Origin of the sequence: Larkinella fluvii (assembly GCF_051857545.1) — a bacterium.
GTDB lineage: Bacteria > Bacteroidota > Bacteroidia > Cytophagales > Spirosomataceae > Larkinella.
The window spans coordinates 382,966-400,620 of the sequence record NZ_JBPZHB010000005.1; the positions used below are offsets into that span (position 1 = coordinate 382,966).

Annotated in this window: 21 protein-coding genes and 1 pseudogene; 6 read left to right on the forward strand and 16 right to left on the reverse strand. The window is 49.4% G+C overall.

Going from position 1 to position 17,655, the window contains the following annotated elements; translation table 11 throughout:
- Nucleotides 1-49 precede the first annotated feature (49 nt).
- Nucleotides 50-1,027 carry a hypothetical protein gene (locus ACS5NO_RS15000; protein WP_439415912.1) on the reverse strand — a complete coding sequence of 326 codons (978 nt, stop codon included), beginning with the start codon at nt 1,025-1,027 and terminating at the stop codon, nt 50-52.
- Nucleotides 1,028-1,109: 82 nt separating this feature from the next.
- Here ACS5NO_RS15000 and ACS5NO_RS15005 point away from each other — a divergent pair, with 82 nt between their 5' ends.
- From ACS5NO_RS15005 to ACS5NO_RS15025, 5 genes are all read left to right on the forward strand, one after another.
- Nucleotides 1,110-1,793 (forward strand): MCP four helix bundle domain-containing protein, encoded by a 684-nt coding sequence (locus ACS5NO_RS15005; RefSeq protein ID WP_439415913.1) that lies wholly within the window; start codon nt 1,110-1,112, stop codon nt 1,791-1,793.
- A gap of 58 nt (nt 1,794-1,851) precedes the next feature.
- Nucleotides 1,852-2,262 carry a GreA/GreB family elongation factor gene (locus ACS5NO_RS15010; protein ID WP_439415914.1) on the forward strand — a complete coding sequence of 137 codons (411 nt, stop codon included), beginning with the start codon at nt 1,852-1,854 and terminating at the stop codon, nt 2,260-2,262.
- A 34-nt stretch (nt 2,263-2,296) separates the two neighbouring features.
- Complete coding sequence (locus ACS5NO_RS15015; protein ID WP_439415915.1) at nt 2,297-2,578, forward strand: helix-turn-helix transcriptional regulator; 282 nt, start codon at nt 2,297-2,299, stop codon at nt 2,576-2,578.
- Nucleotides 2,579-2,680: 102 nt separating this feature from the next.
- Complete coding sequence (locus ACS5NO_RS15020) at nt 2,681-3,316, forward strand: HPP family protein (protein WP_439415916.1); 636 nt, start codon at nt 2,681-2,683, stop codon at nt 3,314-3,316.
- 245 nt (nt 3,317-3,561) lie between these two features.
- Nucleotides 3,562-4,641 (forward strand): Kelch repeat-containing protein, encoded by a 1,080-nt coding sequence (locus tag ACS5NO_RS15025; protein ID WP_439415917.1) that lies wholly within the window; start codon nt 3,562-3,564, stop codon nt 4,639-4,641.
- A gap of 175 nt (nt 4,642-4,816) precedes the next feature.
- On the opposite strand, the pseudogene ACS5NO_RS15030 reads toward ACS5NO_RS15025, so the two are convergent.
- From ACS5NO_RS15030 to ACS5NO_RS15060, 7 genes and pseudogenes are all read right to left on the reverse strand, one after another.
- A pseudogene (locus tag ACS5NO_RS15030) lies at nt 4,817-5,251 on the reverse strand (transposase family protein); the annotation flags it as partial.
- 24 nt (nt 5,252-5,275) lie between these two features.
- Nucleotides 5,276-5,578 carry a transposase gene (locus ACS5NO_RS15035; RefSeq protein ID WP_439415918.1) on the reverse strand — a complete coding sequence of 101 codons (303 nt, stop codon included), beginning with the start codon at nt 5,576-5,578 and terminating at the stop codon, nt 5,276-5,278.
- A gap of 113 nt (nt 5,579-5,691) precedes the next feature.
- A complete protein-coding gene (locus ACS5NO_RS15040; RefSeq protein ID WP_439416152.1) occupies nt 5,692-6,507 on the reverse strand; it encodes a type IV secretory system conjugative DNA transfer family protein in 816 nt (271 codons plus the stop codon).
- 57 nt (nt 6,508-6,564) lie between these two features.
- Nucleotides 6,565-6,918 (reverse strand): IS3 family transposase, encoded by a 354-nt coding sequence (locus tag ACS5NO_RS15045; protein WP_439415919.1) that lies wholly within the window; start codon nt 6,916-6,918, stop codon nt 6,565-6,567.
- The gene (locus tag ACS5NO_RS15050) at nt 6,851-7,474 is read right to left on the reverse strand and encodes an IS3 family transposase (RefSeq protein WP_439416153.1); all 624 of its coding nucleotides are present in this window, start codon (nt 7,472-7,474) and stop codon (nt 6,851-6,853) included. The genes ACS5NO_RS15045 and ACS5NO_RS15050 overlap by 68 nt, the downstream gene beginning before the upstream one ends.
- Nucleotides 7,459-7,761 carry a transposase gene (locus ACS5NO_RS15055; protein ID WP_439415920.1) on the reverse strand — a complete coding sequence of 101 codons (303 nt, stop codon included), beginning with the start codon at nt 7,759-7,761 and terminating at the stop codon, nt 7,459-7,461. The genes ACS5NO_RS15050 and ACS5NO_RS15055 overlap by 16 nt, the downstream gene beginning before the upstream one ends.
- A 98-nt stretch (nt 7,762-7,859) precedes the next feature.
- Nucleotides 7,860-8,783 carry an alpha/beta fold hydrolase gene (locus ACS5NO_RS15060; RefSeq protein WP_439415921.1) on the reverse strand — a complete coding sequence of 308 codons (924 nt, stop codon included), beginning with the start codon at nt 8,781-8,783 and terminating at the stop codon, nt 7,860-7,862.
- A gap of 579 nt (nt 8,784-9,362) precedes the next feature.
- On the opposite strand from ACS5NO_RS15060, the gene ACS5NO_RS15065 reads away from it, so the two are divergent.
- Nucleotides 9,363-10,784, forward strand: a complete 1,422-nt coding sequence (locus ACS5NO_RS15065; RefSeq protein WP_439415922.1) for an amidohydrolase family protein — start codon at nt 9,363-9,365, stop codon at nt 10,782-10,784.
- A 552-nt stretch (nt 10,785-11,336) separates the two neighbouring features.
- On the opposite strand, the gene ACS5NO_RS15070 is transcribed toward ACS5NO_RS15065, so the two are convergent.
- From ACS5NO_RS15070 to ACS5NO_RS15105, 8 genes are all read right to left on the reverse strand, one after another.
- Nucleotides 11,337-14,648: a histidine kinase dimerization/phosphoacceptor domain -containing protein gene (locus tag ACS5NO_RS15070; RefSeq protein ID WP_439415923.1), complete on the reverse strand. Its 3,312-nt coding sequence runs from the start codon at nt 14,646-14,648 to the stop codon at nt 11,337-11,339.
- A 28-nt stretch (nt 14,649-14,676) separates the two neighbouring features.
- On the reverse strand, nt 14,677-15,189 hold the full coding sequence (locus ACS5NO_RS15075; RefSeq protein WP_439415924.1) for a YybH family protein: 513 nt from the start codon (nt 15,187-15,189) through the stop codon (nt 14,677-14,679).
- Nucleotides 15,190-15,207: 18 nt separating this feature from the next.
- Nucleotides 15,208-15,612 carry a hypothetical protein gene (locus ACS5NO_RS15080; protein ID WP_439415925.1) on the reverse strand — a complete coding sequence of 135 codons (405 nt, stop codon included), beginning with the start codon at nt 15,610-15,612 and terminating at the stop codon, nt 15,208-15,210.
- A gap of 72 nt (nt 15,613-15,684) precedes the next feature.
- On the reverse strand, nt 15,685-15,966 hold the full coding sequence (locus ACS5NO_RS15085) for a GNAT family N-acetyltransferase (RefSeq protein WP_439416154.1): 282 nt from the start codon (nt 15,964-15,966) through the stop codon (nt 15,685-15,687).
- Nucleotides 15,967-15,971: 5 nt separating this feature from the next.
- A complete protein-coding gene (locus ACS5NO_RS15090; RefSeq protein WP_439415926.1) occupies nt 15,972-16,217 on the reverse strand; it encodes a hypothetical protein in 246 nt (81 codons plus the stop codon).
- A gap of 308 nt (nt 16,218-16,525) precedes the next feature.
- The gene (locus tag ACS5NO_RS15095) at nt 16,526-16,696 is read right to left on the reverse strand and encodes a hypothetical protein (RefSeq protein WP_439415927.1); all 171 of its coding nucleotides are present in this window, start codon (nt 16,694-16,696) and stop codon (nt 16,526-16,528) included.
- Nucleotides 16,697-16,705: 9 nt separating this feature from the next.
- Nucleotides 16,706-17,020 (reverse strand): RidA family protein, encoded by a 315-nt coding sequence (locus ACS5NO_RS15100; RefSeq protein ID WP_439415928.1) that lies wholly within the window; start codon nt 17,018-17,020, stop codon nt 16,706-16,708.
- Between the two features lie 60 nt (nt 17,021-17,080).
- Complete coding sequence (locus ACS5NO_RS15105; protein WP_439415929.1) at nt 17,081-17,620, reverse strand: nuclear transport factor 2 family protein; 540 nt, start codon at nt 17,618-17,620, stop codon at nt 17,081-17,083.
- Nucleotides 17,621-17,655: the final 35 nt, after the last annotated feature.

The window sequence follows — 17,655 nt, forward strand, 5'->3', positions numbered from 1 at the left end:
AATCTTGCCGGGATCATTCCCGAAACCATTCCCTTGATTTTCAAGCCGTTCAGGCATAGGCCCGCGTGGCCAGATGATGAAACACCCGTTCGTCCAGCCGGTAACGGTCGTTGAGTGTCAGGCTGCTGCGGCTGGTGAACAAGGCATAATTGACGGCGTTGTACAGCAACCACAGCGACGGCCCCGTATGGAGCAATTGTTCTTCCGTCCGCAGTCGCTCGTAGGCTTGTTTGGCCAGTTGTACCGGAATGGGCAACTCCCGTACGATTTCGTTGGGACGGCCCGGTATTTCCGTTTGCTGCAACTGCGAATAGACGGTGGTGGTCAGCGTCAGCTCCGGTTTGAGGTGGTCGACCAGCAGATTATGCAGGTGCTGCCGGAAGACGTCGATGGTGAGCTGACTGTGGTGAATTTTGCGGATGGCCGGGCCGGGCCGGTCGGATCGGTTTTCGGCCGGGCGGTTTTTGGACGAACGCCCCTTGGCGCTTTCTCCCGACCACTGCCCCAGCCAGGCCTGGTAGCTCGACACTTGATCGAAGTGATCGGCCCAGCCCAGCAAACCATTCTGACACAGCTTCCGGAACATGCTGCTGCGCAGGGCCACCATCGGGTCCAGCAGAGCCATCAACGATTGCCCCTGAATGCTGAAAGGCGTTTTCCCGTTGTAGCTGTTGGTTAAGATCAGACAGCGTTGCAGCGGCTCCCCGCCCAGCATAAACACCTCCGGCAACACAATGTTGATGTTGAATTCTCCGGTTGGCGTATATTTGATCAGGAGCGTATACTGCGGAATGAGCGCATCGACCACCTCCCGGATCACCGCATTGGGAATAATGGAATAATCGGCACTCTGAATGCCAAAGATGGTCTTCCGCCCCCCCTTCACCTGCCCAACGATCAATTGCTGCCGATCGGTTGCTACAATGTCGTAATCCGGCAATAGGTCGGTTAACCAGACAGGCTGCACCGGATAACAGATGTCGTCCCAGGAATTGGTCAATTGGGGCTGTGCGCTGATATACGTCATTTTATTTGTTTTCTATTTTTACAGTTGTAAATTTACAGTTGTAAAAATTAAAAAGCAACTTTTTAAAAGAAAGGGCGTACGTATGAACAGATCCGGAATCATTCAGCAAAAAATCAAGGCAACGCTGTTGCTTTTGCCCGTCATGGTGGTGGTTATACTTACGTCGCTGAGTATGCGCAATACAATGCGGGAGATGGATCAGGCGCTGGGTTCGGTGTATGCCGACCGACTGGAACCCGCAGTCGACATGGTATATCTGAGTGAAAAATTTCACGCCCGGCGGCATTTGCTGGAAACCATGCTGATTTCGCACCATACCGGTTCTCCCACAATCATCCGGAAGAAGCTGAAACAGTATGATACCGGTATCCAGCAACTCATCGATCAATTCGAGAAGACGAGTCTGGTGGCTGACGAAAAAACGAGTCTGCTGGCCATCAAAACCGTGCTGTCCAACTACCGACAACTGGAGCAGACCATTTTGCGCCAGTGGACTTCCGGCCAAACCGAAGCGGCCCTTAACGCCTTCAACGGGACCGGAGCGGTTCTCTTCCAGCAGGGCATAACCCATCTGCATGACCTGGCGCGCATTCAGTCGGTTGTCGGGCAGGAATTCAGAAAAAGATCCCATACCGAAGCCCTTCACTTTTATGCCAACTCCACTTTACAGGTGGCCGTGGCGATCATCATGGGACTGCTTATTCTCAGCACCCTGTATAACGTAAACCTCCGGGATCGTGATCCGAAAGCCTGGCACCTCAATTAACAGACAGGAGCCGGGCCGGATGAAACGATTCTTTCAACTCCTTAAAACCGGTTAAGACATGAAAAATTTAATCATAAATACGCTGGATTATCAACGACTGATCGATCGGGTGGTGCAAGCCAAATCCGATCCGACCGCTTCTTTTAAACACATCCGAACCTTGTTGCTGGGCGTGAGTCAGGCCACATTGCTGGAGCCCTCCGACATTCCGGCGGATGTGGTGACCATGAACTCCCTGGTAAAAATCCGGTATCTCGACAACCAGCATACGCTGAACATCCGGCTGGTGTATCCCGAACAGGCGAATATTTCCCAGCGCCAGATTTCGATCTTCGCCCCACTGGCCACCGCTTTGCTGGGCTGTAAAAAAGGTGATTTAATCAGTTTTTCGACCCCGGCCCGAACAGTCAAAATCCAGATCGACGCCATTTTGTATCAACCCGAAGCCGCCGGTGATTTATCACTTTAATGACCCCGGCCCGGGAACAATCCACTCCTGAAACGTGCATCCGAATCAACCGAAAAATCGAAGTACCCTGGTTCATTCCACTTCCATCGTGGTAAAAGCGACCGATCAGGACCCCTCCTTGCAACAGGTGGGGAACCTGATTCGGGATGCCCGCTTAAAAGCCGATCTCACCCAGAGCGATCTGGCCCTGAAACTGGGCGTGTCGATCTCTACCGTTAATAAGTATGAAAAAAAGGGACAACAGGTAACCATCGGAACCCTGTTGAAGATCGCCAGGGTGCTGGAAATCGATCTGATGGTCGCGTTTTTATCCTGAAAGTATCACCAGACTTGCGCGATGTCAGGTCTGGTGACGATATTTGTATCCTGATTTCTTAGGCCCTGATTTCAGGGGCGCCTTGTACGTACTCTTCCGTTTGTGAAAAAAAGATTTAAGCGTCGCTATCGCATTGCCCGTTACGTCCTCTACCGTCAAACAATTCTGGCACCCGTCGATCATTTCTGGACTTTTTTGGGTGCTTTTACGGCCATCGCATCCCTGGGTTTGATTCAGCAATCGCGCTTTACCCCGCAGGACGATGTTTTTCTGATTGGTTCTTTCGGGGCTTCGTGCGTCTTAATTTTCGGAGCAACCCATAGCCCCCTGGCGCAACCCCGAAACCTGGTCGGAGGACATTTGCTGGCTTCCCTGATTGGCGTTGCCATCCAGAAGCTGGTTCCCGACCAGATTTGGCTGGCATCCGCTCTGGCCGTTTCGCTATCCATTGTGGGTATGCAGATCACCAAAACCATGCACCCGCCGGCCGGAGCCACGGCACTGATCGCCAACATTGGTTCAGAAAAAATCAAAAGTTTAGGCTTCGGATATACCGTAGCCCCCGTCATGACCGGCGTTCTCATCCTGCTAACAATCGCCCTGATTGTCAACAATATACCAAAAGGTCGATCCTATCCGGTGGCTCCACTACCCTGGCGAAAGGTCACCAGAAAGCTCAGAAGAAATCCACCCCGGCGACTTCATCCGGACAAAGTGGATGCGCTGGACGTACCCTAAAACGGGCAGTATGTCAAAGCGGGTTTCGTCAACAGCCCGGCAACCCTTCCGGCGGAATAATAGACAAACCACAACTGATTTTTGTCATCTGAAAAAACCGCTGGGAATCATACGACCCCCTAACGAAAATCAGGCTATACAACCTCCAAAACCCCCACATTTACAGGCAATTAGCAAATCTGTATACCATACGTCATTTACGGATATTGCCAGGAAGAAACCGAACAACTTAACTTCCATTTGCCATGCTACGCTATTTTACGGTACTCAGTCTGCTTGCCATCACGCTTTTTTTGGGCGGTTGCCTGAGGGATCATCTGGACCCCGACAGTGCCTGGCGCACCCTGGCCGGTTTACCCACTTCTCCTCCCCTTTTCATGGTCAACCTGCAGGGCAACCTGTATGCCGGTACCGGAAATGGCACATCGCCTGCTCTTCTGACCAAACTCTGGCAGTATGATTTTGCTACGAATACCTGGAAAGCTAAAAAAGATTTTCCCGGCAAACTGGAATCCGGACTTACGTACTTCACCGTCAACGACAAACTCTATGTCGGTTTATCCACCACCGGAGAACTGAATCCCGCTTCCAGTTTTGATTTAGAAGCTTATTCCACAGATATTTACGAATATGACCCGGCCACGGATAGCTGGCAAACCGTGGTTTTACCTACTCCCCGCATGGGAACCGGTGCCACATCGCTTCATTTTGGGGAAAAAGGACTTTCACTCTGGGGCACTTACCGTACCCCTGCCAATACGTTCGTACGATGGAACCAGGACGGACTCGTGAATGATGCCGTTAACGGCTGGCAGAAAGCAACCATCACCATCCTGGGAACATCAACCTTCCCGATGACGTCTGATCAACCGTTGAACGAACGAACCTTATATAGCGTCCTGCGTAAAAAGGGGTTTGGTTTTTCAATCGGCAATCACGTGTATACCGGGGGTGGCAGTGTACAGCGGTCCGGCACGTTTGATCCATTTTATCAACATGATGCCCTTCAGAAAGAAGTAGAAGCCCACGACCTCTACGAATTTGAAGGTACAGAAACCGGGACCGGTCTCGCTCTGGTGGTGTCAAATCAGTTCAAAACCCCGGCAACGGGTTATGATCTAACTTGGGCGCATCAGGCTTTCCCCCTCAAAAATACGGGGTATATCATCACCAGCACCGGCCAACTCATCAGTTTTACGCCCGGCACCAGCCAGTGGCATACCTACAATGCCCTGGGAAACCGGTTCACCGTCGGTACCAGCCTGAACGAAAAAGCCTATTTCATCAACCAGGATAACCAGTTGCTGGAGTACACGCCCAACTAGGAATCATTTCGCAGAGTTTAGCGGAGGAAATCAGAGATACGCAGGGGTTGTTTTCTCTAATTTCCTCCGCTCAACTCTGCGAGATAACTTCTATTAATGAAGCTGTTTAGACTTTTTCTTTTTTGTTGATTTTGCGTAAAAATAAGACCGCAAAGGCGATCCAATGGAAGGCTGCTCAATTGGCCGCTTTGCATTCAAATCGAACCAAAAGTGCCTTAAAACTATCTAACCAAGCATTCGCCCGTTCAATAACCGTTCTATGTCGATATAGCATTTCATCAAAGTAGGGATCTTGCTGCGGCTGCTTTTTTGCATTCCGAGTATTGGGTTTAATGTTAGTTTCTATCTCGTAGTCAGCGCATTTTTGACGCAAATCTTGCGAATCAAATCCAGGGTCTGCATTGAGAAAAAGCCCTTTCAAAGAAATGCCAGCGGCTGTTAAGACTTGGCACAGTTCATCAAACAAGCTTTGTATTTCAAACAGGTCGTGGTGATTACCCTCCTGGGGTGACGATATAGCCATCATAACACCTTGGTTATCAGACAAAAATAAGCAATTCGTAGTATTGGCTGACTTTCTGGCCTGATAACCAATCGATTGTCCGCCATTTTTAGCGGGCGTATGACTGCCATCCTATTGCATGCAGGAAAGGTCTAAATACCGTCGGTTCGCTTTTAACAGTTCGATCCACATCCGTTGCCAGCAGCCCTGCTTGGTCCATTTATTAAAATAGTAGAACACGCCCTGCCAAGTCAATAACTGACCGGAAAAGAATTGTTTAACGGGTAACTCTCGCCATTGACATCCTGTTTTCAATCGATGAAGAATGGCTTCAACCACTTCCCCAAGAGGTACTTTACTTTCAAAACCACGTTTCCCCACACTCAGATGCGGTAAAATCCACGTCTGGATGGTATGTTTACTTAAGATTCCCACTGGTTTGCTATTTTATGATTCGACACCACAAAATTCAAACTCTGTTGGGAATCTTTTACATTAGTCTAAACAACTTCAATAAGACCAAAGTGATTCTTTTCAAGAACATCAAATTAATGTTTGCCTATTTTGAAAAGGAAAATATCGATATTGGTACGACGTATCAAAGCTTCTATAAACAGAAAAAGGAGGTCCCCGACGAGCCCCCCCCCCCTGAAGGTGTAATCATCTATTCGTATAAAAATATTTTTGTTTATGCCTGACGCGTAGTAAGTTGAGGCACAGTAATCCCGAACAGCTTTAATATCATTCCTTATTCTGAGTGCGTTATCACGCACCATTTTATTCATTTCCTCCTGACTCACATCGACTTTCACCGGCATCTCCGTATAGGTTTGCTCAATGGTTGGTACAACCATGTGTCCCGAAAAGAGTTTTAAATCGATCGGTGACTCAAACCGGTCCGCGAATTTACCGACGATCTGCCCTTGTGAAAGGCTCATTATTTTGGAAGGAGGGAGCAGGTCTTTTGCCTGGGTGCTATAGCTGACGGAAGTATTTTTGTTGAAACTGGCTGAATAATTATCCTGTTCGGTTTTGCCGAACATCCTGGAGATCCGCTCAGCGGTCGAGCCATTGACCAATCCCACCATCACCGTCCCGGCGGTGTTGGTGATAACACCCGCCGACTGCTTGCCGTAATTCTTCACCAACTGTTCCATATCCTGAATGCCCATCCAGACGCAGCCTTTGTGCTTGCGAATCGTGGCAATGTAATCTTCCAGGCCCATTACGTAGACCGTCGGCAGCTCATCGAGAAACAAGGCGAACTTTCGCGCGCGGTATAGATACGAACGTTTCATGATAACCGAGTTGTACACGGAAATGGCCGCGCCGTACACGGCCTGTTTAGTGGGATAATTGCCCATTGTGATGATGCGGGGATTGTCCGGGTTGTGGACTTGCAATAGTATAGTGGAGATTTTTTAGGCGGCCATTGGGGCAGTATAAAAATAAGATTCTTGTTGACTGGGCGTACGGTAATTCAATACCAAATGCTTCCGTCGACGATTGTACCACCCCTCGATATACTCAAAAACAGCCAATCGAGCCGCTGCTCGCGTTTCAAAGTGAGTATGATTGACCAACTCGCTTTTGAGGGTCTTAAAAAAGCTCTCGGCAACCGCGTTGTCCCAAAAATTTCCTTTTCGACCGCCGGGCGGCCCCGTCATGCTTTGCTCTACCGGCAAATCCTGTAGCTCATCTCTAAATTCAGCACAGGCATATTGAATGCCCCGATCTGACCGGGTCGCCGGAGCGATGAAATAAAAGACAACCATCGATTACTCTGTTTTTGAGGGCCATGCGCCAAGCTGCCACACTGGTTTCCACCGCTTTGAGGCCGTCGCTCAAGGCCCAGCCTACCACTTTTCGGTCAGCCAGATCTAAGATTGCTGTCAGGTAGAGCCATCCTTGGTCAGTAGCGATATACGTGATGTCGGATACCCATTTTTGCCTTGGTTTATTCGCCGTAAATTCTCTATTCAACAAGTTTTTAGCCACGGGATAGTCATGGTTGGATTCAGTGGTCTGTACCCGATACTTTTTATACATGATACTGCGAATACCCGCCTTCTGCATGAGTCTGGCAATACGGTTATGTGACGCTTTGATGCCCTGCTCACGGAGCTCATCGGCAATCCGGGGACTGCCGTAGCGGCATTCGCTCTGTTTGTGCACACGTCGGATATGGATCTCTAACTGGCTCTGATTCTGTTGCCTGGCACCAACTGGATGTTCACGCCAATAGTAATAACCGCTACTGCTCACATGGAGTACTTTACACATCCTCTCAACGGAAAACTCGCTGGCATGTTCCTTTATGAATCGGAATATCTCCCGTCGCCCTTGGAGAAGATGCTGACCGCCTTTTTTAAAATATCACGTTCCATTTGAGCTTCTCTAAGCTCCCGTTGCAAGCGTTTGATCAATTGTTGCTCGTCAGTAAGCGTGGAGGTAGGGGGCAAAACTTGATCGGTTTTTTTGTGCCGTTGTCTCCATTTGCTAATTCGCCCTGGATCAACACCCAATTCACGAGCGGCCTCTTGAATCGACCCTTTTGCATAAGACAACTCAACGGCCATCTCTCGGAAGGCTTCGTCGAACACACGTCGTTTAATCATGGTCATATTGAAGTTTATACCCCAAGTTTGCCCAGAAAAAGTCTCCAGTCAAACGTAGCAGGTCCAGACTGTAGCTGGTAAAATAAGTAACCACGTCATCACGTTTGAGGCTTTTTTTTTCCACCGAAGGCGAGAACCAGACCCACTACGAGAACCGCAGCACTCAAACCTATAAAGATTTTCTCTACAGATATAGAAGGCTGCACCAACCTAGGGACTGGAAATTGAGGGCTATAGCGTCCATCTGTAACAGCCAGAATCAGTGCAACCGTCTCAGCAGGCACATCCAGTTGCGGAAAGTGGCCACAGTTCGAAAACCAGTGTAAGTGAGCGTCGGGAAACCGTTTTAAGGCCAGCTTGGATTGACTAGGCGGACAAATTCGGTCCTGACGCCCCCAGCCAATGACCAGGTTGGGGATGGAGCCAACCGGAGCTCCCTGTTGGGGGGAACCATAAGCCAGACTATCTAGCAGCTTAGTAAAGCTGGGGGTGGGTAAAAACGCCCGAAATTCATTGAGCGCTGCCCGGGCTGGGACCGTCCAGGGATGGGCAGAAAATTGAGCGAGCAGCAGCGTTCGGCTAATGGGATTGCCGACAAGGGGCGGTAAAATCGGTTGGATAAGGCGGGATAACTGAGCCGATAGACGAATCGACTGATAAAAATAGGGTACCTCCCAGCCTTGCCAGAATCCACCTGGATCCAAAGATACGACAGCGCCGACCACATTGCCCCGCCGGGCTAGTTCGAGCACCAGACGCGCGCCCATCGAATTGCCCACGGCATCAATACCCAAGAGCTGGTGCTGGGTTAAAAAGTCGGTCACCGCATCGGCCAGGGTGGGAATAGATACCTCCCCGTTTAGGGCAGGCGATTGGCCGAAACCGGGGAGGTCTAGGGCAATTACATCCCGCTGGGAAGACAACTCATCCAAAATAAGGTCCCAGGTCTTCAGGGAACTACCAAGGCCATGGAGCAGTAACAGCGGTTTGCCAGCACCACGCCGGATATAATTTAGGGTCATATAGGTCAGTAGTTCTAATAAGGTAGCGCTGAGTAAACCGATGTACTATGAACGACTGAGCATGCTTTTAGTTTAATGTCTTAGCCCCCTAAATTAAATAAGGCACAAGGGCAAGGTTGCGGGCGCAGGCAACCATGCTACAAGATGCACATGGAGAACCGCATCTTTTCGGTATAGGGTTCTGTTCAAGTGCTCAGCGAGAACCATCTACAAGTTCTATAGAACCAATTTCTTAATCCTAATTGACCCGATATGTTGATCCCGGATGAGGCTCTTATAGTGTTGAAAAATGATCAGCTCAGAAAGCTATAATTATTAATTTGAAGCTCGTTTTCCTCTCCCTGGCTTCGGCCATCCGATTCCAATACTTTACCTGTGCAAACTCCTACAGGGGCATTTGAGACAACTGGCATACCCTATTCTATCCCCTGATTTATTCTCACAAAATGCTCAAAACTTGAGACGAAGAGGTTTTCATATAGCTGCATTTTAAAACGGGCGTTTGCCTCCATAGGAGATTATGGTGTAACAAAAAAGTAGTACATTAAAGCGCAATCGCTTCCTTCAGCAGTGCCGACAATGAAAAACACTGTTTTCGTTAGCCTATTTTTGGCAATCATTCTCTGGGCATGGGTGCCTCGTGCTGCTACTTCAAGACTACCGGATCTGGCCCAGCCTACCCATTTCGTGATCAGAAACGTGAACGTCATTCCCATGACCTCACCCACTAAAATAATCTATCAGGCGACGGTCGTCATCAAAAACGGTCAGATTGAATCCCTGAACGGATCAGTTCCTAAAGAGGCAGTGGTCGTTGATGGACAAGGCAAATGGCTTATCCCTGGACTGATTGATATGCACGTTCATCTGCCGACCGATTTTTCAGTTCGTCCAGGATTGCCTACCCAGCCACCGAGCATTACCTTCAACACGCAGGACGTCATGACGCCGTACCTTGCAAACGGGGTGACCACTATTGTAAACCTGAATGCCACCATGGAATCCTTTGGGCAACGGAAGGAAATCGAAAAAGGTTATGTGATTGGACCCCGTATGGCCTTAGCTGCGCTCATCAATGGTGGCACCGGGCCGGGCCGAACCGCGAATTCAGAAGAAGACGGTCGGCAGGCGGTTCGGGATGCAAAAGCGGAAGGATATGATTTGATTAAGGTCTATTCGCAGCTGACTTCCGAAACGTTTGTGGCCATTGTCGACGAAGCCCATAGACTCGGATTAAAGACGGTGGGGCATATTCCGAATGCGTTTCAGGGAAGACTTGAGCAAGCGTTTGTGCCACACTTTGGGATGGTTGCTCATGCCGAGGAGTTTTCAAAGCATGCAAAGGATTTTAGTGATCAGGAAGCCAGGCGATTTGCGCTACTGGCAAAAGGAAACGGAACCTGGGTAACGCCCACGTTAACCGCCATCGTCCGGATTGCCGATCAGGTCCGTTCCCTGGACAGTATTAAAAGCTTGCCCACGCTTGCCTATGTGCATCCACTGATTCAGAGTAAATGGTTGACCGCCAACAATTACAATCGAAACGCCAGTGCAGAACGGGTTGCTTATTTTGAAAAATTGATCCACTTCCACAGGCAATTAATACGGGCGTTTACAGAAGTTGGTGTACCGGTGGTTGCCGGAACGGACGCCGGCGTTTCGGGGGTAGTTGGCGGCTTTTCCCTGCATGATGAATTGGCGCTTTTACAACAAGCCGGCTTGTCACCTGGAAATGTGCTGACTTCGGCCACTCGGCTACCCGCTATCTGGCTTGGGATTGACAGCGTAGGCGGAACGATTGAAGTCGGAAAATGGGCCGACCTGGTGCTGCTGGATGCCAATCCGCTGGAGGATATAAAAAATACCCGAAAGATTGCCGGCGTTTTTGTCAACGGCCATTGGGTAGCCAGGGCGGAATTGAAGAGCATGTTGGCCAATTTAGCCAAGCGACATACGGCCTCGAAAAGCCGGTATGACTGGAAAAAAATAATGGGTAGGTAGCCCAGGTTAGGTTGGAAAGAAAGAGTGCCTTTCGATCAAGTGAATTAGAGAAGATCGACGGTACTGACGATTTATGAGACGTACCATCCACAAGCCTCATTCTATTTTAACACTCCTTTTCGTGAAACGATTAATTTTTCCACCATCACATCGGTTTATACTCAAATCAATATTTACTTGTGACCTGACTTATTGACCTAAAGTCTAATCGTCGTTTTCATTGAAGTGTATTCGGTTCAAAAAGGTATGCTTTTGTGTACTGTCAATAAAAATGTAACTGCTATAAAATAGGCAGTTCGCCCAGAAGTACGATGTGACCTTCTGACAAATCAACCTTTTTGGATCTCATTTTTAGAACCTATTCAACTATAGCAAAAGCAATTTAGTGCCTAATGATCTTGTAATCATGGTTGTGAGTGGGATGAAAATGGCGGTGGTATCACCCTTACTGAACACATAAGAAAGTACGTAGCACGGCTTTATAGCCCGAATACTAGCCGTTGTATACCCGATGACCAAACGATCCAGGGTCAGGTCCGGATTTGGCCGGAATCAGACAGTGGCCGATCTTTTGAATTGGAGTTTGACTAGCGTCCCGTCCTGGTGTTCGTAGGTCAGAATACCATCAAGCTGGAAGGTGAGCAAGTCCACCAACTGGGTCCCGAAGCCCGTTTCTTTGACGGCCTCGGCAGGCTGCTTGCCGATACCATTGTCGGCCACTTGCAGCAGCAATGAATCGTTGTCCATCCGCGTTAGACTGATGCGAATAGTGCCGTTGTCCTTGCCGACAAACGCATATTTAAGCGAGTTAGTCAGTAACTCGTTCGTTAGCAGTCCTATGGAAATCGCGGTGTCAATATCCAGCACCAGTTCAGGCATCGAACAATCGATGGTAATGCGGCCGGCGGCATCGAACGAATGGAGGATGCTTTCGCTCAGGTTTTTAAAATAATCGCGCATTTCGATCGTCCCTAATTGGTTTCCCTGATAAAGTTTCTGGTGGAGGATACCCATGCTCTGCACCTGGTTCTGACTGGTCTGCATGGCTGCTTTTACGTTCGGGTCGGTGACTTTAGCCGACTGTAACGCCAGCAAACCCGACACCACGGCCAGATTATTCTTGACCCGATGATGGATCTCTTTCAGCAGGAGTTCGTTCTGGGCGTTTTTTTGAGCAATCTCGTCGCGCTGCTGTTTAATGACTACCGCTTCCTGCAAGGCCAGCTCACGAGCTTGTTCCCGTAGACGGGCCTTCATCAGGTACCAAAAACCGAGTAAGAACAACAGTGAATAAAACCCATAAGCCCAGGGGCTTTGCCACCAGGCCGGGCTGATACCGATGCGCAAGGGTGTTGCCAGTTCACTCCAGACCCCGTCGCTGTTGCGGGCTTTCAGGTGAAACAGATACGTTCCTGGCTTCATCTGGGCAAAATTGACGGTGTTTTTCAGGCCGATGCTTACCCATTGTGGCTCGTCATTCGGTCCGGTCAGGGAATAGGAATATTCACGACTGCTGGTATTACGGTAATCCAGCAGCGCAAATTTTAGTTCTACCGTGTTTTCCCGGTGCGACAATGCCAACTTATTGGCTCGCCAGCGATCCGGGGGCAGAAGACGCATGGATTGCGTCCCGTCAATGTCGAACCAGGAAACTCCAATCAACCTCAGGGGCGACGAAGCTTTGGTAATGATCTGGGCGGTGACGTTTGGCCCAAACCGCCGTAAATAGGTCTGACAACCGTAATATACTTCGCCGGTTTTAGGCAGTGATATAATGGGCGTTGAGTAAACGGAGTTGCCCACAAACTGCGGAAACGTGGTTACGCGCTCCGTAAGGGGGTCAATACAGGATACCACCTGATGTTGGTTGAACCAGATTTTGCCAGTCCTGTCGAGGGTAGCGTGGGCAAAATAATCATCCGTAAACCCGTTGGTGATGCCATATTTTTTGAATCGCCCGGTTTTGACCGACAGCTTCTGTAAGGGAGCGGAATACCCACTCGTTATCCATACATCACCCTGTTTATCAATCAGGGGCGAAAAGGTGTAGTTGCTGGCCAGTCCATAAGGGTCGCCTTGGCGGAGCACAAACCGCTGCACTTGCCGGGTTCGTTTATTTACCCGACTGAGGCCGTGAGCAGATCCGCACACCCACACCGTGTTCTGGGCATCGACCGCAATCTTTTGCAGCGTGTTCGATAATAGACTGTTGGCATTGGTAGGGTCGTTTTTCCATTGTTCATAGGTACTCACCAGCCCTGTCTCGACCGATAAGCTGCCCTTTGGAATGCGGAAAAGTCCTTTCCCCCAGGTTGAAATCCAAAGGTCCTCATCCCGATCAAGGGCCGAAGCGATGGCATTCGGGATCGTATTACGCCCAGTTTTATCTAAACGGACGGGTGTGAGACGACCCGTTTTTTTGTCGTAAACGAACAGGCCAGCCTCCGCGCCTACAAGCAGGTAGCGATCAAAGCTGGTTCCGGTCACAGCTGGCAGTGGGCTGGTGAAATAAGTAAAGGGTTGTTTCAGTACAATCTTCATCTCTTCCGGGCCCGGCCGGGATTGGCCCGGATTATAGCGAATCAGGCCCAGATCGGTACTGATCCAGATGAAACCGTCCGAGTCGGGCATCAGACCCTCGGTCACAGGTCGGATCGGTACTGCACAGGCAGACGTGCCGGAGGGGATGTCCAACGTCGGCAGTTGAATGTTGGGGTGACTTTCCTGTCGGGGGTCGAAAAAAAGTGGGTTTTTGTCGCTTGTTCTCTCCAGCCAGATTAACCCCTGTCTATCTTCATACAGCGTTACCAATTCCTTGAGTTGTTCCCCATTGCTGATGGCTACGGGCGTGCATTGTTCCACGACGGTCCGGTCGGCTGAAATGCGGAAGATGTCGTTGTCGCAGCAAAGCCAAAGCCGCCCCACCCGATCTTCCAGAATCACTTTTGGAAACGGAATGGGTTTGCCGTCGGCCGTTCGCCGATCGAACCAATTGATTTGACCAGTTTTAGGGTTAAAAACCCGCAACCCGGTTTGGTCCGGAACTCCCATCCAGATCTTGCCCCGACGATCTTTGCAGAGGCCGTTAATCACATTAAGTTCATCAGTGGCGTTGATGACGGGTACCCCTAGTTTATTTACCGTCGGAAAGCACCGCCAACGGTTACTGGTTCGGTCAAACTGCTCGAACCCGGCCGTTGTGCAAACGTAAACATAGCCCGGCCTGGATTGGCCCGGTTTGGCGTGGCCTTGCGTGGCCCGGCCTGACGTGGCCCGGCCCAGCGATTCAACCAGAATAGGCGACAGCGGGTTGCCCTGCAGCTGCCCTAGCTTGCCTGGTTTGGGCAAAAAACGGACCGTACGGCCCGTTTGGGGGTCGAACCGATTCATACCATAATCGCTCCCAATCCAGAGATAACCGGATTCATCGCGTTGAAGAAACCGGAGCTTATCCGACGATAAACTGGTGTTGTTGGTTGGCAGGTGCTGAAAATGGGTCACTTTGCCCGTTTGTTGATTGTAGGCATTAAGGCCCCCGTCGCGGGTAGTTATCCAGAACGTACCTCGCTCGTCCTGAATCATATCCGCCACCCGCCCCGAGGAGAGGGAGTTCAAATCCGCCGGATCGGAACGCACCGTTACGATCTCATGGCCATCGTACCTGCACAGTCCACTTCCGCTGACGAACCAAAGAAAATCGTCGCGGTCGGTAAAGAATCGATTAATGCTTAATTGATTTCGGTTGCGGCCCAGCGTTTCTTTGGGGGGTTCGTTGAAGTAAAGCATCGTGGATTGTGCCTGCCCGGCGGACGCGGACAGGCACAATAGCAGGAGGAGCCACCTAAAAACAACGTATCCATTCATGCTGACCGGTTCTTTAGCCCAAGCTACTTCACTTGTCCTTCTGATCCTCGTTGTTAATATCGCGGATGCAGATGAATTTTCCGTCGCGTTTTTCAAAAATGCCCATGTATTTGCCGGTGCTCACTACGTTGCCAGCTGCGTCTTTGACCGTTGTCTTTCCGACTTCGGTCACCAGGTTGCCATCGCCGTACACGTCCATCGTCTCGTAGGAAACCGTAGTCCCGGCCTTACGCGCTTTCATACTTTTGAGCAACACCTGCCGGATTGCCGCCTTTCCCACACACATGGGTTCGTCATCGGCCATTTCTATGGCATCGTCTGCGTAGAGTGCCATTACCTTGTCGATGTCCCTGGCTGTTGTGGCATTGGCCCATTCGGTTTCAATGGCTTGAATCTCCGTTTTGATGGCGGCCATATCGGGTTTAGCCGCTACCTGCTCGGTTGCAATTTCCTGTTTTTGGGCGGGGGCGTTGCAACCGGTAACACAGACAGATGTAATGGCAACAATGGCCAGAATTCGGGAAAATGGATTGGTTTTCATTGGTTTGGTTTTGGCGATTTAGGGTACCCTCACTAAGCGACGGTAGAGTTCAACGGCTTTTATTTTCTCGTACACCGTACCCAATTTTTTATCGGCTTCCTGAAACGATTTGTCGTCGTGGATTTTCTGGTACGCTTCGTTATTGGGCCAATTGCCCTCGAAGAAGTAGTGGTATTTGTCGGCTCCTTTTCCGGCTACTTTGTAGAGCGTGTATCCGGCGTTACTGTACCCCAGGCGTTTAATGACCGTGTTCAACTCACCAATCACCGCCGACAACTGGGCCTCCGTTACACCTGCCGGCATATCGAACAGGTGGATACTTTTGAGTTGAGTCGTTGCCGTTTGCTGAGCCTGTGCAGAGGCCGACATGCTGAGGTTAACCAGCAACCAAAGAGCAGATAGGGAAATCAGGAGTTTTTTCATGAATTTGATTGATTAGTTTGACTGTTTTAAAATCGATACCCAGCCTTATAAGCTGGGCTTATCAGTTCGGATTTATATAGTGTCGTCGGTTAAATCCAATTCCATAAACAACAGATAGTCTTTAAATTCTGCGAAGATTTCCATTTCTGGATACGCTTCAATGTCACGAAATCCAACACTTCTATATAAAGAGTGAGCCGCTTCCATAAACTTCGGACTGTCAAGCCGAAGTTTATTATAACCGACTTTTTTTGCTTCAATTAAAAGTCGGTTAAGGATAGCTCGTCCAGCCCCAATTCGTCTGATGGCTGGATCAACAAACATTCGTTTTATTTCACCAATGTCGGAGTTGATACGTTTTAGGCTTCCAAGTCCACATAGTTTACCGTCATGGCCAGAATTAGCTGTCCGTAAGGAGGTTGAAACTTGTCAATCTGGTGGATGTCCTGTTCAACCGCTTCTTTGGGATTATGGGGATGGACACCATAGAGTTCCTGCATTTTGTCGTTACCCCAAACTAAATAGTCAAACCATAATTTTTTAACGGCTTCTAAATCGTCAGGAATGACAACCGTTCTTGTTTTTACTTTTTCACTTTTGTTCATCTGTTGACTGGGTTTTGGTTGTTTACTTTCTACAGATAGCTCAGCCACCACTGCTCTTTATGCGTTGTCTTGTAGGTATCATAATGATCTTAATCAGGCCCCGCAGTACGTCGATGGACTCGATGCGGTTTTTGATGAATGAAGGCACTGGATTGAGGGAGCCTGTGGTTGCCAATGTATCAGGGAGCGGAAAGGTCATTTCGATATAGCGGCTAACACTTGTCTATGTGTTCTGGAGGGTTTTGAATAGCTTCAGGCAGGAATCTGTAAAAACCGATGAGGCTCATCATCTAACCTGCTTGACTGAATCAGCGCACTTTATAGGCTTCTAACTCAATCTCAATCAACTGACCGGGCAAGGCTAATTCCTTTACGCCAAACCACGACCCGGTCGGAAACTGCTTTTTGTAGATTGTATTTCGGTAAGCCGACTGGTTCACAAATTCGGGCATGTTCGTGGTCAGAATATTCTCCACCACAACGTCGTCTCAGGTGTAGCCATAGTGCTTCAAAATTTTGTCTAGATCGGTGTAGCAATTTTTCATTTGTTGCCCCAGATCACTCTTAGCCGTCAGGTTTCCTTTCTCGTCCATACTGACAGCACCCGATATTTTTAGTTCATTGCCAATCCGAACGGCATGGGAATAGCCATAAGCTTTTTCGAGTTCGGGCCGTAACATAAAATACTCCGGTGCATCGGATTGAGCCGCTGGTTTCTCATCTGCTTTTTGTGGAGCGGTATTGCAGCCGACGGTAAACAAGATCAGGGCGGCAAAAACAGGAATAAATTGGTTAATTTTCATGGGTCTATCTACTAGAAAAATGGCTTCGAGGATATAGGTTATATATGCGCTCAGTCTTTGCTACTTGACTGCTACAGGTGCCGATGCCGACTCGTGGTAAAACGTTGCTTTCCACGCGCCGTTGATTTTGGTGAAGAGCATTGTTCCTGCTACGTGCTCAAACTTTATTTTCTGGCCGGTTTTGAGCGTTGCATTCTGTTCCATCGAGAACGTATAAAGTACCAGCGAGTCAGTCAAAACCCGAATCGCTTCCTTAGTTGGCTCGACACTCAACGTCTTCATCTGGCTAAACCCCTCTGCGTTCAGTTTTTTGAGCGCGTCGTAGTCGCCCAGGGTGCCATCGGGATTGACGGCCTGAAAATCAGGTGTATTTTCAAAGTAGGTCATACACTTTTCAATGTCCAGTTTTTCGACCTGCTGGAAGAAGTCTTTGATAAGGCCAGAAATTTCCTTTTCAATCGCTTGCTTGTGTTCGGTTGTCATTGTCGACACGTCGGTCGTCTGGGAAGGTGTTTCTTTGGCGGGTGCGTTGCAACCGGCGGTAAACAGGAGCAGGGCGGCAAAAATGGCCAGAACGGGGGAGAATGGGTTGGTTTTCATTGACTTGATTTGGTTGTTTCGCCCGGTTTGCGACG

Coding starts and splice junctions, on each gene's coding strand:
- ACS5NO_RS15000 (WP_439415912.1), bottom strand. CDS start 1,027: ATGACGTATATCAGCGCACAGCCCCAATTGACCAATTCCTGGGACGAC.
- ACS5NO_RS15005 (WP_439415913.1), top strand. CDS start 1,110: ATGAACAGATCCGGAATCATTCAGCAAAAAATCAAGGCAACGCTGTTG.
- ACS5NO_RS15010 (WP_439415914.1), top strand. CDS start 1,852: ATGAAAAATTTAATCATAAATACGCTGGATTATCAACGACTGATCGAT.
- ACS5NO_RS15025 (WP_439415917.1), top strand. CDS start 3,562: ATGCTACGCTATTTTACGGTACTCAGTCTGCTTGCCATCACGCTTTTT.
- ACS5NO_RS15040 (WP_439416152.1), bottom strand. CDS start 6,507: ATGGGCAATTATCCCACTAAACAGGCCGTGTACGGCGCGGCCATTTCC.
- ACS5NO_RS15045 (WP_439415919.1), bottom strand. CDS start 6,918: ATGGTTGTCTTTTATTTCATCGCTCCGGCGACCCGGTCAGATCGGGGC.
- ACS5NO_RS15055 (WP_439415920.1), bottom strand. CDS start 7,761: ATGATTAAACGACGTGTGTTCGACGAAGCCTTCCGAGAGATGGCCGTT.
- ACS5NO_RS15060 (WP_439415921.1), bottom strand. CDS start 8,783: ATGACCCTAAATTATATCCGGCGTGGTGCTGGCAAACCGCTGTTACTG.
- ACS5NO_RS15065 (WP_439415922.1), top strand. CDS start 9,363: ATGAAAAACACTGTTTTCGTTAGCCTATTTTTGGCAATCATTCTCTGG.
- ACS5NO_RS15070 (WP_439415923.1), bottom strand. CDS start 14,648: ATGAATGGATACGTTGTTTTTAGGTGGCTCCTCCTGCTATTGTGCCTG.
- ACS5NO_RS15075 (WP_439415924.1), bottom strand. CDS start 15,189: ATGAAAACCAATCCATTTTCCCGAATTCTGGCCATTGTTGCCATTACA.
- ACS5NO_RS15080 (WP_439415925.1), bottom strand. CDS start 15,612: ATGAAAAAACTCCTGATTTCCCTATCTGCTCTTTGGTTGCTGGTTAAC.
- ACS5NO_RS15090 (WP_439415926.1), bottom strand. CDS start 16,217: ATGAACAAAAGTGAAAAAGTAAAAACAAGAACGGTTGTCATTCCTGAC.
- ACS5NO_RS15100 (WP_439415928.1), bottom strand. CDS start 17,020: ATGAAAATTAACCAATTTATTCCTGTTTTTGCCGCCCTGATCTTGTTT.
- ACS5NO_RS15105 (WP_439415929.1), bottom strand. CDS start 17,620: ATGAAAACCAACCCATTCTCCCCCGTTCTGGCCATTTTTGCCGCCCTG.